The sequence below is a fragment of the Blastopirellula marina genome, from assembly GCF_002967715.1.
Taxonomy (GTDB): Bacteria; Planctomycetota; Planctomycetia; order Pirellulales; family Pirellulaceae; genus Bremerella; species Bremerella marina_B.
This window is the reverse complement of the sequence record NZ_PUIA01000069.1, coordinates 86841-101102: the sequence shown is the minus strand read 5'-3', so window position 1 is coordinate 101102 and position 14262 is coordinate 86841. Positions and strand designations below refer to the sequence as shown.

Annotated in this window: 11 protein-coding genes and 1 tRNA gene; 6 read left to right on the top strand and 6 right to left on the bottom strand. The window is 56.7% G+C overall.

Annotation, left to right across the window (positions count from 1 at the left end; all coding sequences use genetic code 11):
• Positions 1-46: 46 nt before the first annotated feature.
• Together C5Y96_RS20915 and C5Y96_RS20910 are read left to right on the top strand one after the other, a co-directional pair.
• The gene (locus C5Y96_RS20915) at positions 47-3622 is read left to right on the top strand and encodes an efflux RND transporter permease subunit (protein WP_105357447.1); all 3576 of its coding nucleotides are present in this window, start codon (positions 47-49) and stop codon (positions 3620-3622) included.
• Between the two features lie 125 nt (positions 3623-3747).
• Positions 3748-4017: a hypothetical protein gene (locus tag C5Y96_RS20910; protein WP_105357445.1), complete on the top strand. Its 270-nt coding sequence runs from the start codon at positions 3748-3750 to the stop codon at positions 4015-4017.
• Between the two features lie 38 nt (positions 4018-4055).
• On the opposite strand, the gene C5Y96_RS20905 is transcribed toward C5Y96_RS20910, so the two are convergent.
• Both C5Y96_RS20905 and C5Y96_RS20900 read right to left on the bottom strand, forming a co-directional pair.
• Positions 4056-4400 carry an Hpt domain-containing protein gene (locus C5Y96_RS20905; RefSeq protein WP_105357443.1) on the bottom strand — a complete coding sequence of 115 codons (345 nt, stop codon included), beginning with the start codon at positions 4398-4400 and terminating at the stop codon, positions 4056-4058.
• Between the two features lie 138 nt (positions 4401-4538).
• Positions 4539-4868: a hypothetical protein gene (locus tag C5Y96_RS20900; protein ID WP_105357441.1), complete on the bottom strand. Its 330-nt coding sequence runs from the start codon at positions 4866-4868 to the stop codon at positions 4539-4541.
• A gap of 259 nt (positions 4869-5127) precedes the next feature.
• Here C5Y96_RS20900 and C5Y96_RS20895 point away from each other — a divergent pair.
• The 3 genes from C5Y96_RS20895 (at position 5128) to C5Y96_RS20885 (ending at position 7977) form a co-directional block, all read left to right on the top strand.
• Positions 5128-5199, top strand: a tRNA-Cys gene (locus C5Y96_RS20895).
• Positions 5200-5850: 651 nt separating this feature from the next.
• A complete protein-coding gene (locus tag C5Y96_RS20890; RefSeq protein WP_105357438.1) occupies positions 5851-6483 on the top strand; it encodes a response regulator in 633 nt (210 codons plus the stop codon).
• A gap of 141 nt (positions 6484-6624) precedes the next feature.
• Complete coding sequence (locus C5Y96_RS20885) at positions 6625-7977, top strand: mandelate racemase/muconate lactonizing enzyme family protein (RefSeq protein WP_105357436.1); 1353 nt, start codon at positions 6625-6627, stop codon at positions 7975-7977.
• A gap of 86 nt (positions 7978-8063) precedes the next feature.
• On the opposite strand, the gene C5Y96_RS20880 is transcribed toward C5Y96_RS20885, so the two are convergent.
• Positions 8064-8483 carry a hypothetical protein gene (locus tag C5Y96_RS20880; RefSeq protein ID WP_105357434.1) on the bottom strand — a complete coding sequence of 140 codons (420 nt, stop codon included), beginning with the start codon at positions 8481-8483 and terminating at the stop codon, positions 8064-8066.
• 230 nt (positions 8484-8713) lie between these two features.
• On the bottom strand, positions 8714-9838 hold the full coding sequence (gene mnmA / locus C5Y96_RS20875; protein ID WP_105357431.1) for a tRNA 2-thiouridine(34) synthase MnmA: 1125 nt from the start codon (positions 9836-9838) through the stop codon (positions 8714-8716).
• A 251-nt stretch (positions 9839-10089) separates the two neighbouring features.
• Between mnmA and C5Y96_RS20870 the strand changes: the two genes are divergently transcribed.
• Positions 10090-12210 (top strand): prolyl oligopeptidase family serine peptidase, encoded by a 2121-nt coding sequence (locus tag C5Y96_RS20870; RefSeq protein ID WP_105357429.1) that lies wholly within the window; start codon positions 10090-10092, stop codon positions 12208-12210.
• Between the two features lie 99 nt (positions 12211-12309).
• Here the strand turns inward: C5Y96_RS20870 and C5Y96_RS20865 are convergent, their stop codons facing one another.
• Positions 12310-12771 carry a hypothetical protein gene (locus C5Y96_RS20865; RefSeq protein ID WP_105357426.1) on the bottom strand — a complete coding sequence of 154 codons (462 nt, stop codon included), beginning with the start codon at positions 12769-12771 and terminating at the stop codon, positions 12310-12312.
• 117 nt (positions 12772-12888) lie between these two features.
• On the bottom strand, positions 12889-14142 hold the full coding sequence (gene glyA, locus C5Y96_RS20860; RefSeq protein ID WP_105357423.1) for a serine hydroxymethyltransferase: 1254 nt from the start codon (positions 14140-14142) through the stop codon (positions 12889-12891).
• Between the last annotated feature and the right edge of the window lie 120 nt (positions 14143-14262).

The window sequence follows — 14262 nt, the reverse complement described above, 5'->3', positions numbered from 1 at the left end:
CCCTCTCTTCCCGTTCCTCTCCCCACCGACCAACAAAGCTAATTCGATGATTCAGTTTTTCCTCAATAATCCGGTGAAAGTCTCTGTGGGGGTGCTGCTGGTGGCGCTCTTCGGAGTGGTCGCTTTGATGCGCATGCCGATGGCGTTGACCCCTGAGGTCGAGACCCCCACGATCTCGATTGAAACGAAGTGGCCCGGTGCGAGTCCTCAGGAAATCGAACAAGAGATTGTCGTCGAGCAGGAAGAGCAACTCAAAAGCGTCGAGGGCATCAGCAAGATGACCTCCGAAAGCAGCGACTCGCAGGCCAAGATCACGCTTGAATTCCTGGTCGGTACGAACATGGACGAAGCGCTGCTCAAGGTGAACAGCCGCCTGGCCCAAGTGCCGGACTACCCGGAAGATGCCGACCAGCCGGTGATTACAACGGCGAACTCTTCCGATCGCCCGATTGCCTGGTTCGTACTCAGCGCCCGACGTCCATCCGATGCAGAGTACGCCGAGTTGCGGAAGATGCATCCCGAACTGAAAGAGGCAATCGACGAAGTCCAGTATGCACCCAATATCGGTGTGCAGATGTTGAAGCTCCGTCGCGCTGCGGAAAAATACCCCGAGTTTCAGGAACTGATGCCGCCTGAGTCGCTCGATATTCAAACCCTCAAACGATTTGCTGAAGACGAAATTGAAGCCCGCTTCGAACGCGTCAAAGGGGTCTCGCAGTCGAATGTGATTGGCGGATTGGAAGACGAAATTCAGGTGATCGTCCATCCCGAACGGCTGGCCGCTCGCAGCTTAACCGTCTCGGACGTTCGTCGCGTGCTATCGGGCCAGAACGAAGACACCTCGGCGGGTGACTTCTGGGAAGGCAAACGCCGCTGGGTCGTTCGAACGCTCGGTCAGTTCCGCACGCCTGAACAAGTCGAAAATCAACTGCTGGCCGTCCGCGATGGCGTGCCGGTTTACGTGCGAGATATCGGCGAGGTACAGCATGGCTATAAGAAGCCAACCGGCATCATGCGACGGTTTGGTGAGTCGGCTATCGGTATCAACTGTGTGCGGGAAACGAATGCCAACGTACTGGACGTGATGGATGGCTTACGGCACGTGTGCCAGGAACTAGATGAAGGTCTGCTCAAATCACGCGGCTTGCAGTTGGTGCAGGTTTACGACGAAACCGACTACATCTACTCGTCGGTCGACCTCGTTCGGCAAAACATTTTCATCGGTGGTGCACTCACCATTTGCGTGTTGATGCTGTTTTTGCACCTGGGTGCTCGTACGCTGCTGCTGATTCCCCCGGCGATGGCCTTGGCCATCGCTTCGGCCACGGTTAGCGGCTGGCTGTTCATTCCTTGCTTGATCCTGCTCATCACGGCTGGCTTCTGGTTTGCACGTGGTGCACTGGTGGTCGCGCTGGCCATTCCGACCAGCATCATCGGCACGTTTTTGATCCTCGGTGTGCTGGGGCGATCGCTGAACGTGATCAGCCTGGCCGGTCTCGCGTTTGCCGTGGGGATGCTGGTCGATAACGCGGTCGTGGTGCTTGAGAATATCTACCGTCACTACCAAATGGGCGAACCCCCGTTGAAAGCGGCCTCGAAGGGAACGCAGGAAGTGTGGGGTGCCGTGTTTGCTTCGACGGCGACAACCGTTGCCGTGTTTTTACCGATCGTTTTCATACAGGAAGAAGCGGGGCAGTTGTTCCGGGACATTGCCTTGGCAATTAGTGCGGCCGTCGCGCTTTCGTTGGTCGTATCAATGTCAGTCATTCCGACAGCTGCCTCGCGACTCTTCCATCGCACCCCCAAGCACAAACGAGGTGCGATTGAAAAACAAAACGGCCAGCTACCGCGCCATGCCAACGCTGCGGCATCCGGAATCGAAGCTGGTATCAGCAATGCCGGCAGCAGTACGATCGAGGCCATCGTCAGTCTCAATCGCTGGTTGATGGGAAGTGTCACGCGGCGGGTTGCCATTATCGCACTCATTCTGGTTGGCACCGTGGGCATCAGTTGGGCGCTCTGGCCGAAGGTGGAGTACCTTCCCACCGGCAATCGCAACCTGGTGTTTGGGATTCTGCTGCCCCCGCCTGGCTACAATATCGATCAACTGATGACCCTCGGCGAGACCGTCGAAGAAGAACTGAAACCGTACTGGGATGTCGATCCAACCGATCCTGCCGTACAGAATGCCAAGTATCCGGCGATCAGCGATTTCTTCTTTGTCGCTCGTGGTCGCCAGGTGTTCATGGGGCTGCGAACCTACGACGACCAACGCTGCGGCGAACTGGTGCCGTTAGTTGCCAGTGTCGGAGCCAAGCTGCCAGGGACCTTCGCGGTGGCTAAGCAGTCGAGTCTCTTCGAACGTGGTCTGACCGCAGGGCGTACCGTTGAAATCGAAATCACCGGTCCCGAGCTCGACAAACTGGTCGAACTGGGTGGCGAAATGTTGATGCGCGTCAAAGGGGCTGGACCGTTCACCGGCAAGGGGCTCATTCCCGATGCCCAGGTTCGCCCGGTGCCGAGCTTGGACCTTTCGAGCCCGGAACTGCATATCGAACCCAAGCTAGTCCAGGCTGCGGAAATGGGGGTCAGCAGCGCCGACTTAGGCTATACGGCCAATGCCCTGATCGATGGTGCCTACGCCGGCGATTATTTCCTGGATGGCAAGAAGATCGACCTCACGATCATCGGTGAAACCAACTTCGCCGATAGCACGCAGAAGATTGGTGCATTACCGATCGCCACCCCAGGTGGTGAACTCGTTCCCCTGGCCGCGCTGGCTGACGTGAACATCAGTAGCGGTCCCGAGCAGATTAACCACCGCGAACGTCTTCGTTCGATCGCCATCGAAGTCTCTCCTCCTGAGATGATGCCATTGGAAAACGCCATGCAGTTGATCTCGACCCAACTGGTCGACCCGATGGTGGCCGAAGGAAAGATCCCGGCCGGTTACCGCGTCGGTCTTTCTGGGACGGCCGACAAGTTGACCGACACCTGGAAATCGTTGTGGGTGAATGTCGTTCTGGCGCTGGTGATCACCTATTTGCTGATGGCGGCCCTGTTTGAATCGTGGATCTATCCATTCGTGATTATCCTTTCGGTGCCGCTTGGGGCGGTCGGTGGTGTGATGGCCTTAGCGCTGTTGAATCTGTTTTACTTCCAATCGCTCGACGTGCTGACGATGCTCGGGTTCGTCATTCTGATTGGGACGGTGGTGAACAATCCGATCCTGATTGTGCATCAGGCGCTTAATCACATGCGGGAAGATGGCATGGACTTAAACGAGGCTGTGCTGGAAAGCGTTCGTTCTCGTATTCGCCCGATCTTCATGACCACGATGACCACCGTTTTGGGGTTGATGCCGCTGGTGCTGTTCCCTGGTTCTGGTAGCGAACTGTATCGCGGGCTCGGGAGCGTGGTGCTGGGCGGTTTGCTCGTTTCGACGTTCCTGACGCTGATCCTGGTACCGAGTCTGTTTAGCCTGACGGTAGAAGCGTACGACGCGTTGGTCGCCCCCTGGCGACGTGATGAAGATGATGACCTGCCGTTGGGTGGCCTGGAGGACGATGAATTCCAGCCCCATTCCCAGCCGGAATATGCTGCGGCCCCCAGTCATCAGTGAGTCCCACATAGTAGCGGGCCCCTTTTGCCCTGCTAAAATGTTGGGACAACTGGTTTTGCGGCCCCATGAGTTCAGGTTAAACTACAGTTCTCGTTAATCGCTTGTTTCGCTTGCAGGAATTCTCCATGCCAAAGCTTCGCCTGATCTTAGTACTCCTGACGCTGTTGTCCCTTCACGTGATTTCCAGTCCCGTGTTTGCGCAAGCACCAGGTGAAGAAGAAGCCGGCAAGAGCTGGGTACTAAACTACATCGTTGTGGTTCTCAGCGTCGTTCTGGGGGTCATCGTGGTCGGTTACGGTACCAACCGCGAGACCGAGGAAGAACGTAAGAGAGAACGCCAGGAAGCGAAAGAGAAAGAAGAGCGGCTCAAAAAGCTCGAACAGGGTGGCCACTAGGCCAACCTGCTCTCAAGCTCGGGCAAGTAAGACGCTGCTTACATCGCTATCGTCGTGTTTGTGTCTTCGCTGGTGCGGCCAAACGCACCGATCAGTCGTACAACCTTGCGTCCAACGATATCTACCGATTCACAAGCAGCAGCGGCCTGACAGACTTCGCCCGCTTTCTCGGCCAATTCTTCGTAGCCATACACATCGCAACAACGATGGATAAAGTGGCTCGTACGCCCTACCTCGGCCATGTTGCCTTCGCTGACGGCTTGCAAAAGCTGGTCCAGACGCGGTGTCAGCCCATCGAGAAACGCTTGAACACGAACGCTGTTGAGGGCCAGACGTTGGTTGAGTTTTCGCAGATCGGGAAGCGAATTTTGGGTAGGATTCATGGGGCGCCTCGCATGGCATGAGTGGTGGGGGAATCTCCTCACAGGAGTCCTATGCGAGATCGGCAGCCGCGAGATGCATCGATTGACAGGTTTGCCTGGTTCGATGAAAAAAGATGCGATCTGCGTGAAGGCTAACGGTTATGCCGCTTGTCGGGGCAAAGTTTGAACCGTCGGTAGTGTTTGGGGCTGAATCAAGTCTTGCGCGACCAGCCGCTCCAAGATCATCTCGATCAATTGCTGACGCCGGGCCGGTGAAACGTGACGCTGGCCCCCTTCAAGCGAATTCAGGTATTCGCGCACCGTTTGCCGCAAACGTGCACGCTGATAGCCGTTGGCCTGTGCATGCACTGGCATGCCAGCAGAGGAATTGACTCTTTCTCGGGCAATTTCGGTCAACTGACGAACCGCTCGGTTGACGATCTGGTCATTCCTGGTGAAACTGCTGACCCACGCTAATAAATGCCGCACGTGAAGAATCCTTCCTCTGTCTTTCCTTCGATGGTGGATTTCGAGATATATCCACGAACGGAAATAAGAGATCGAACGAGAATCGATGCTCACGGCAGTTATTTGCCAAGGGGTGGGTTCTTACTAGCTGGCGAAAGCTTGTCAGATATTAAGAAATTCGGTGAAGAGGCAGCCCTGAAGCTTCCGATACCATTGTCAAAGTCAGCGAATTTGGAATAATCAAACCAATCGCTAACGATCGCTTAAACGCGATTTTCAAGGCGCCGTGGCCAAGTGGCTAAGGCAGTGGATTGCAAATCCACCATCGCCGGTTCGAATCCGGCCGGCGCCTCTTCTTTTTCTTTTGCCTATGCTGCCTGTCTTGGCAGATGCGATCGCGTCTCTTGCGCAATCATTCGTTGCTGGCCTGCGAGTTCTCTGTGAGTTTGAAAAATATTCGGATTGCCACGTATCAACGGAATTTGATTTTTCGGCGTGAAGTAAAATACGGTTTTTTGATTGACACCCCTTTGCGGTATATACGCAGAAACCGATATGTAACTTAGGTAGAAGTGAATAAAGTCAATGACTTCAGAGGGATGATCTGTGCGGCAATTCCGCAAGCGGTTTGCCGTAAGTGGTTTGAACTTCCTGGTTTTTCAACATAGGCAGGATATATACTCCTGCAGTTGTGGGTCCAAGCCCTAGCAATTTTTATGGGTTAGGTTAATCTATCTCTAGCGGGTGGTGTGGTTAAAGCCCACGACACTTGTGGGGTACCAGGGGCAAGCGCAAGGATTTTTTCGTCAAACGCGCACCCACACCCTGCTGAAGAGAGGGCAAACCAAAACTTGCAACCGTATCGCGAGCCGCTTTCGGCCAGGAAGCAGCTGCGACACAAATCGGGATGGGATGGGCAGTCTTATCAACCGTTTGTGCCGATGATCGATTCTTCAGCAGAATCTATGATGCGGCTTACTAAGAGATTGAAGTGGAGTAATCGATGGCAATTCGAGTATTAGTTGCGGACGACCACGAAGTGGTACGTTGCGGACTGAAGACACTGGTAGCAGACAGTGACATTGAAATTGTCGGCGAAGCGGCGACGGGGGACGCGGCGATCACGATGGTCGACGAGATTAAGCCGGACGTGGTGCTTCTCGACATTCGTATGCCCGAAGGAGACGGCTTGACGACGTTGGGGCGTCTCAAGCTTGATCATCCAAACCTGGCGATTCTCGTTCTCTCGACCTACGATAACCCAACGTACGTCGCACGTGCGGTTGCCTTAGGGGCAAGCGGTTATGTTCTGAAGGGGGATCCGCGTGATCGTCTGCTAGACGCGATTCGCACGGCGCATCGGGGCGAAAATGCCTGGACTCGCGACGAACTCCGCCGCGTGACTGGAGCGTTGGCTACGCCTCGTCTCAACGCCGACGTCGAAGTTCCTCTGACGCAGCGCGAAAGTGAAGTGCTCCGCCAACTGGCTCTGGGATTGACCAACAAGGAAATCGCCCAGGCACTGCACATCAGCTACGAAACGGTCAAAGAACACGTTCAGCATATCCTCCGCAAAGTGGGTGTGTCGGATCGTACTCAGGCAGCCGTTTGGGCCGTCCGCAAAGGCTTGGTTTAACATTACGTTAATATCTCGTGGTATCTGGGTGTCGCAAAGATACCCTGCTTAGACCATTTCAGGTGACGTGGCCCGTTTTCACGTCACCTGTCAGCGCTTACGATGGGTGGCTCCACCTTCCTTCTGCCAGGATGAGCCACCATGACCAAGCCCACGGATATTGTCGTTCGCGACGTTAAACCTTCGACGGAAACGATTCAGTATCGCACCCCCATGAAGTTTGGGGGACGCGTCGTCACCGACGTAACTCTTTTCAACGTCGAAGTCACTGTCGAAACCCAAAATGGCCAGATCGGCCGCGGCTTCGGTTCGATGCCTATGGGCAACGTCTGGGGATGGCCTTCCCAGCAGATCGATGGCAGCCAAACGCTCAAGACAATGATCGAAGTCGCCCAGCGGTTTTCGGCTGCGGCCGGCCAGTTGAACGAGGCTGCCCACCCGCTGCAGCATGCCCGTACGCTGCATCCGCCCTTGATGGATATCGGCAAACAGTTGGAGGCCGAGTTCTTACTGCCAGAAGCAATTCCGCAGCTGGCCTTGCTGGTCGCTGGTAGTCCCATCGACGCGGCTCTGCACGATGCCTACGGCAAGGCACTCGGGCTCAACAGCTACAACACGCTGGGCAAAGAGTTCATCGCCGAAGACCTTGCCAGCTTCTTGAACGAGGACTTCGCTGGCGAATACCTCGATCAGTACACCACGCGCGAGCCGCAGCCTACGATGCCGCTTTATCACCTGGTGGGGGCGCTCGATCCGCTGGATCATGACGAACTGGAACAGCCGGTCGGGGATGGCCTGCCAGAGACGCTTGCCCAGTGGATTGTGGCAGACGGTCTGACCCATCTGAAGATCAAGCTCAACGGAGACGATCTCGACTGGGACGTGGCCCGCGTTGCCAAGATCGATAAAGTCGCGACCGCCGTCCAGTCGCAGCGTGGTATCGACTCGTGGTTCTATTCGCTCGACTTCAACGAGAAATGCGCCAGCGTGCAATATGTGCTCGACTTCCTGGCCAAGCTTCAAGAGGTCAGCCCTTCAGCCATGGACCGCGTGCAGTACATCGAACAGCCAACCCATCGCGATCTGCGTAAGCATCCCGAAAACAAGATGCACGCCGCCGCAAAGATCAAGCCGGTGGTAATCGATGAATCGCTGATCGATCTCGACACTCTCTTTCTTTCGCGCGAACAAGGTTACAGCGGTGTCGCTTTGAAAGCATGCAAAGGGCACTCGGAAGCATTGCTGATGGGAGCCGCGGCTCAGAAGTACAAGCTGTTCCTCTGCGTGCAGGATCTGACCTGTCCCGGGGCCTCGTTCCTGCACTCGGCCAGCATTGCGGCCCGCTTGCCAACGATCGCTGCCATCGAAGGTAACGGCCGCCAATACTGCCCGCTAGGCAACGACGGCTGGCGAGACCGCTTCCCGGCCATGTTCAACATAACCGACGGTACGGTAGGTACCGGCGTACTGACTGGGCCTGGCTTGGGATTCTAAGGCTCTGTGGCTAAAGCTCTTTCGAAATAGAAAACGGGACCAGTATTCACTAGTCCCGTTTCGTTTTGAGTCATGCAGCGCCAGACTTAGAACTGGCGAGGTCCGCCGCTTGTGGGTGTTGCGGCCGTGTTGTAGTAAGTGTGCTGGGTGGCGTCCCACGAGACGTTCGACTGATGAGCCGAGTAGCGGTACATCATCGGCACGGCGTTGGCCGAAGGACGCAGGTTATTGATGCCGTACCACTGCTGCGAGAACATGCGAGCGCGGCGAGCCGAAGCGGTCAGTTCGGCACGGCGACGGCGAGCAGCGGAGGGATCTTCATAGCGACGCAGTTCTTGCAGGTAGAACCACATTTCCGGCGTCGCGTTGCCCAGCGAAGGCATTTCTTCGACGCTCAGCGGCTTGTTTTCTTCATTGGCATCGACCACCTTCAGCTCTTGAGCATTGACCTGCGAGGTCAGGGCGACGATGGCCAAAACGAACGTGAAGGGAATCAGCTTGGTCATTGGGTATCTACTCCAGGATATGGTTGTCGACGCAACGAATCGGCAGGCTGCGCTCACGCCGAATCGGCAACCGAGCACGCGTACGTCTTCTAAAGTCGGCCAGAATGGGCCTGAATCATCGGCAAAATCGAGATTTCCCTCGTCCGATTCACATCCAGCCCGTTAAGCTCCGGCCAGCTTTCCTGGATTGCCAGATGCTTTGATAGCATTGCATCTGGTCGTGCGTGGGATTACTCGATCCAGCCGCCTCCCAGCACTGTGTCGCCGTCGTAGCAGACCACGGCCTGACCTGGGGCGACGCCGTTGCGAGGCTCGTCGAAGGTCACCGCGATGCGTCCCTCCGGCAGCAACTTCACCGTGGCCGGCAATGCCGCACTGTTATAGCGGATCATCGCCTCGCAGCGGAACTCATCGGCCTGGGGCTCAACCAACCAGTTACAGTTGTTGGCCGTCAACTCGGCACAGCCCAGCTCTTCGATGCGCCCGAGCACCACCCGGTTTTCAAGCGGATCGATCTTCACCACGTAGTGCGGCTCGCCCAAGGCAATGCCCAAACCCTTTCGCTGGCCGATCGTGAACCGCTCGATCCCATCGTGCTGGCCGACGACACTCCCATCGGTCAGCACGAAGTTGCCGGCCGTCTGTGCGCCCGGCCGCCGCTGCTTCACAAACTGATCGTGCTTGCCGCTGGTGACGAAGCAGATTTCCTGGCTGTCCTTCTTATCGGCCACGCGCAGACCCGTCTCCCCCGCCATTGCGCGGATCTCGTCTTTATGGAAATCGCCGACCGGCAGCAGCATCCGCTTGAGGTAGTCGCGCTGAATGCCGAACAGCACGTACGTTTGATCCTTGCCAGGATCGACACCGCGAACCATCCGCGGAACGCCATCTGCTTCGCTGGAAGGAATCAGTTTCGCGTAGTGCCCGGTGGCGACGTACTCGGCCCCGATGCTGTCGGCATAGTCGAACAGCTTGCCGAACTTGATCCAGTTGTTGCACATCACGCACGGGTTCGGCGTGCGGCCACGGATGTACTCGTCGGCGAAGTACTCCATGATCTGGCCGAACTCTTGTTGCAAGTTCAGCGCATAGAAAGGTATGTCCATCCGGTCGGCTACGCGCCGCGCGTCGGCGGCGTCGGAAGCACTGCAGCAGCCCTGCTTGTGGTCGGCCCTTTGGTTGAGGATCTGCAGAGCCGTACCGCCCCCAGGGGCATCCAGCTTGCATTCAGCCACGGGGCTCTCTTCGCCATGGCGCATAAAGACCCCAATGACGTCGTGACCGTCACGCTTGAGCAAATGGGCGGCGACACTACTGTCGACACCCCCAGACATAGCTAAAACAACGCGAGCCAATGCTACTTCCTGTGATTTCGCAATTTCTTTCTACCATCCGCGTTCATCCATGAAATCCGCGGTTCTCTCTTCTTTCTCCCTAGCATTTTAGAAAAGGCCCCCTTCTTCGAGACACCCCCGGCAGCGGCGGTGATCCGCGAAATGAGCAAATTTCGGCCAATTCGCCCAGGTTGTCACAGGGGTAGTCCCGCACGTACGATGGAACGCAGTACTCGACCCCCAGGATATCCCACGGAACATGGAGCTAGTTGATGCGTGCGATCCCCCTGCTGTTCGTTGGTTTGATCTCACTTCTTTTGCCTCACGGAGGAAACCTCGCTATGGCGCAAACGGCCACGGAAACCCCGTCCGATGACCCTAATCTCTGGCTGGAAGACGTCACCGGCGAAAAGGCTCTCGACTGGGTCAAAGAGCAAAACAAAGAAAGCACCGCGCAGCTGACCGAGTCAGAAGACTTTCAGCAGTTGCAAGAAAAAATTCTGAAGATCCTCAACTCGAACGAGCGGATTCCCTTTGTCGTCAAACGTGGTCCTTACTACTACAACTTCTGGCAAGACGGCGAGCATCCGCGTGGCCTGTGGCGTCGCACGACCCCTGAGGAATACAAGAAGGAGAACCCCAAATGGGACGTCATCATCGATGTCGATGCCCTCGGTAAGGAAGAAGGGGAAAACTGGGTCTGGCACGGTGTCTCGCTACTGCGGCCTGATTATCGTCACGCGATCGTGAAGCTCTCGCGCGGCGGTGCCGATGCCGACATCAAACGCGAGTTCGATATGGAAACGCGTGAGTTCGTCAAAGACGGCTTCTACCTTCCGGAAGCCAAGAGCCGTGTCTCGTGGAAAGATAAAGACACCTTGATCGTCGGTACCAACTTCGGCGAAGGCTCGCTCACCGACTCTGGCTACCCGCGGATCGTCAAAGAGTGGAAGCGTGGCACCGAACTGTCCGAAGCCAAGACGATCTTCGAAGGGGAAAAGAGCGACGTCAGCGTCACCGGCATCTACGACGAAACGCCTGGCTTCGAGCGTGAGTTCGTCAGCCGCGCGATCACTTTCTATACCAGCAAGCTGTGGGAAGTGAAAAATGGCGAACTGGTCGAAATCGAAAAGCCGGACGATGCCGAAGTGAACGTCCACCGCGAGTGGATCTTCGTCCAGCCTCGCAGCACATGGGAAGTGGGCGGCAAGACCTACGAGCCAGGTGCCCTGCTGGTGGGCAACTACGACGACTACATGGCTGGTAAGCGCGAATTCACCGTGCTGTTCGAGCCGACCGATCGCAAGTCGCTGGCCGGTTACAGCCCGACGAAGAATCACTTGATCGTCAACGAACTGGATAACGTCCGCAACAAGCTCTACCTGTGGACGCCGGGCAAAGATGGCAAGTGGAAGAGCGAGCCCCTGCCCGGTGCGCCGGAGTTCGGTTCGATCTCGGCCGGTGCCGTTGATGAAGAAGAGTCGGACGAATTCTTTCTGACCGTGACCGACTATACGCTACCCACCACGCTCTACCTGGGGACCTGCGGCGATGCCAAACTCGAAAAACTGAAGTCGCTGCCGGCGTTCTACGATGCTACAGGCATGGTGGTCGAACAGTTCGAGGCGACTTCGAAGGACGGGACCAAGATTCCTTACTTCCAGGTTTCGCACAAAGACTTGAAGCTCGACGGCAAGAACGCCACCCTGCTCTACGGTTACGGTGGTTTTGAAGTTCCACTGACTCCAAACTACTCGGCCACCACCGGCACGGCCTGGCTGACCGAAGGTGGCGTCTTCGTCGTGGCCAATATCCGCGGCGGCGGCGAGTTTGGACCGAAGTGGCACCAGGCCGCTCTGAAAGAAAACCGCCACAAAGCGTACGAAGACTTTATTGCCGTGGCCGAAGATCTGATTGCCCGTAAGGTTACCACGCCTGAGCATCTCGGCGTGATGGGTGGCTCGAACGGTGGTCTGCTGACTGGCAACATGCTGGTGCTGCGGCCTGACCTGTGGGGCGCGGTGGTCAGTCAGGTTCCGCTGCTGGATATGAAGCGGTTCCACATGCTGTTGGCCGGTGCCAGTTGGATGGGCGAATACGGTAATCCCGACGACCCTGAGCAATGGGAATTCATGCAGACCTTTTCGCCGTATCACCTGGTGAAGAAGGATGTGAAGTACCCCAACACGCTCTTCACTACCAGCACCCGCGACGACCGCGTTCATCCTGGTCATGCTCGGAAGATGGTTGCCCGGATGAAAGAGATGGGGCACCCAGTTCTCTACTACGAGAACATCGAAGGAGGCCACGCCGGCGCCGCCGACAACAAGCAACGCGCCTTCATGACGGCCCTGACCTACGAGTTCCTCAAACAGCAACTCATGGGCAAATAGTCTTTGCCTCATGTCCCCTCTCCCCGCCGGGGAGAGGGCTAGGGAGCGGAGCTGTAAACCGAATTTCCTTGTTGCTTCGTCCGAATAGGGCTTGGGTGCTTAGGGCTGGGCATACTTCTCGAAGAATTCACGCGCATTGTGGAGATGGTTTGATGAGTCTAACCACTCTTTTAGGTCCTCATCCGGAATGAATACCTCTTCCCACTCTTCATCGGCTCGACGAAAGAAGAGTCGCAAGCCACCGTCGACAGGAAAGATACGCTCATTCTTTCTTCGAACCACGAGAGTCGAGACTCGATTGCCGTAGACCTGCCAATCTTCGGGTTCCGTTCCTGTTTCCCCAAATTGGTCGTAGTAACCGATTCTAGGTCGGCCCCGGCTGAGCACCAAGCCCCAGCGATTGTCGTTGCCATTCGACATCGTGTACTCGTCGAGTCTGGGACCAAAGAAGTCAATCTCGGTATAGTTGATGAAAGCCAATATCACACCGACCATTCCTATCAGCAGCAGGAAGGTCCTGATGTTGAATCGAAATCGATTTGCCGACGGGGTATCGGGCATGAAATTACTGGCCTTCGATCCGAACGCGGTTTACCTGTAATTACAAAAAAAATGCGTAGCCCGAAATGGGCTACGCACAGTGTAACACGCGTTTCTTAGCGATGCCTGCTATCCGGCTTAGTGCAGTTCGACTGCCTGGCCTGGCACTGGGAACTGCTCGCAAAGCGTGGCAACTTCGCTGCGGATGCGACCGTGAACGGCGGCGTCTTCGGGGGCCTTCAAGGCTTCCAGGATCCATCCACCGATCGTCTTCATCTCGTCGGTCTTCATGCCGCGAGTGGTCAGGGCAGGCGTTCCGATTCGCACTCCGCTGGGGTCCATCGGCTTGCGCTCGTCGAACGGGATCATGTTTTTATTGACCGTGATGCCGCACGCACCCAGGGCGTTTTCGGCCGCGGTACCAGTGGTACCCACCGCAGTGACGTCGACCAGCATGAGGTGGTTTTCGGTGCCTCCAGAGACCAGTTTCAGGCCGCCGGACATCAGCGTGTCGGCCAGGGTCTTGGCGTTGTCGACCACTTGCTGAGCGTACTGCTTGAATTCAGGCTGCAGCGCTTCCTGGAAGCAGATCGCCTTGCCGGCGATGACGTGCATCAGCGGGCCACCCTGCGTGCCGGGGAAGACATTGCGGTTGATCAGCTTCTGGTGCTCTTCCTTGCACAGGATCAGACCGGAACGCGGACCACGCAGCGTCTTGTGGCAGGTCGTCGTGACAAAGTCGGCATACGGCACCGGGCTGTTGTGGATGCCACCAGCGACCAGGCCTGCGTAGTGAGCCATGTCGACGAACAGCTTCGCTCCGACGTCGTTGGCGATCTCGGCGAACTTTTCGTGCGGGATTTCACGCGGGTAGGCGGATGCACCGGCGACGATCAGCTTCGGCTTGTGCTCTTTGGCCAGCTTGGCGATCGCGTCGAAATCGAGCCGGTGCGTTTCGCGATCGACACCATAGCTGATGAAGTTGTACAGAATGCCGCTGACGTTCAGCTTCATGCCGTGCGTCAAGTGGCCACCGTGGGCCAAGTCCAAACCGAGGATCGTATCGCCGGGCTCGACCGCCGTTAGGTAGACGGCGAAGTTGGCCTGGCTACCGGCGTGGGGTTGAACGTTGGCGTGCTCGGCACCGAACAGCTGTTTGGCGCGGTCGATGGCCAGTTGTTCGATCACGTCGACATGTTCGCAGCCGCCGTAATAGCGACGACCGGGGTAGCCTTCGGCGTACTTGTTGGTCAGCACGCTACCGACGGCCTGTTGGATGGCGGCACTGGTGTAGTTTTCCGAGGCAATCATTTCGAGGCCGTCTGCCTGACGTACCTGCTCGGCCTGGATTGCTGCCCAAACTTCGGGATCGTTTTGCTTGATTAAGTTCATGCCAGCGTTGTGGTTGAGACCTAGTGAGACCCCCAGAGCATACCCGAGCCCCGGAAAGAATATTGAATTGTCGGAAAGCGTCTGCCGTTCGTCAACGGGCACAGATGCCGCAGCTTTTGA

What these genes read in the sequence shown, in the direction of transcription:
- C5Y96_RS20910 (WP_105357445.1), top strand. Translation starts at nt 3,748, where the DNA reads ATGCCAAAGCTTCGCCTGATCTTAGTACTCCTGACGCTGTTGTCCCTT.
- C5Y96_RS20880 (WP_105357434.1), bottom strand. Translation starts at nt 8,483, where the DNA reads ATGACCAAGCTGATTCCCTTCACGTTCGTTTTGGCCATCGTCGCCCTG.
- glyA (WP_105357423.1), bottom strand. Translation starts at nt 14,142, where the DNA reads ATGAACTTAATCAAGCAAAACGATCCCGAAGTTTGGGCAGCAATCCAG.
- C5Y96_RS20915 (WP_105357447.1), top strand. Translation starts at nt 47, where the DNA reads ATGATTCAGTTTTTCCTCAATAATCCGGTGAAAGTCTCTGTGGGGGTG.
- C5Y96_RS20905 (WP_105357443.1), bottom strand. Translation starts at nt 4,400, where the DNA reads ATGAATCCTACCCAAAATTCGCTTCCCGATCTGCGAAAACTCAACCAA.
- C5Y96_RS20870 (WP_105357429.1), top strand. Translation starts at nt 10,090, where the DNA reads ATGCGTGCGATCCCCCTGCTGTTCGTTGGTTTGATCTCACTTCTTTTG.
- C5Y96_RS20865 (WP_105357426.1), bottom strand. Translation starts at nt 12,771, where the DNA reads ATGCCCGATACCCCGTCGGCAAATCGATTTCGATTCAACATCAGGACC.
- C5Y96_RS20890 (WP_105357438.1), top strand. Translation starts at nt 5,851, where the DNA reads ATGGCAATTCGAGTATTAGTTGCGGACGACCACGAAGTGGTACGTTGC.
- C5Y96_RS20885 (WP_105357436.1), top strand. Translation starts at nt 6,625, where the DNA reads ATGACCAAGCCCACGGATATTGTCGTTCGCGACGTTAAACCTTCGACG.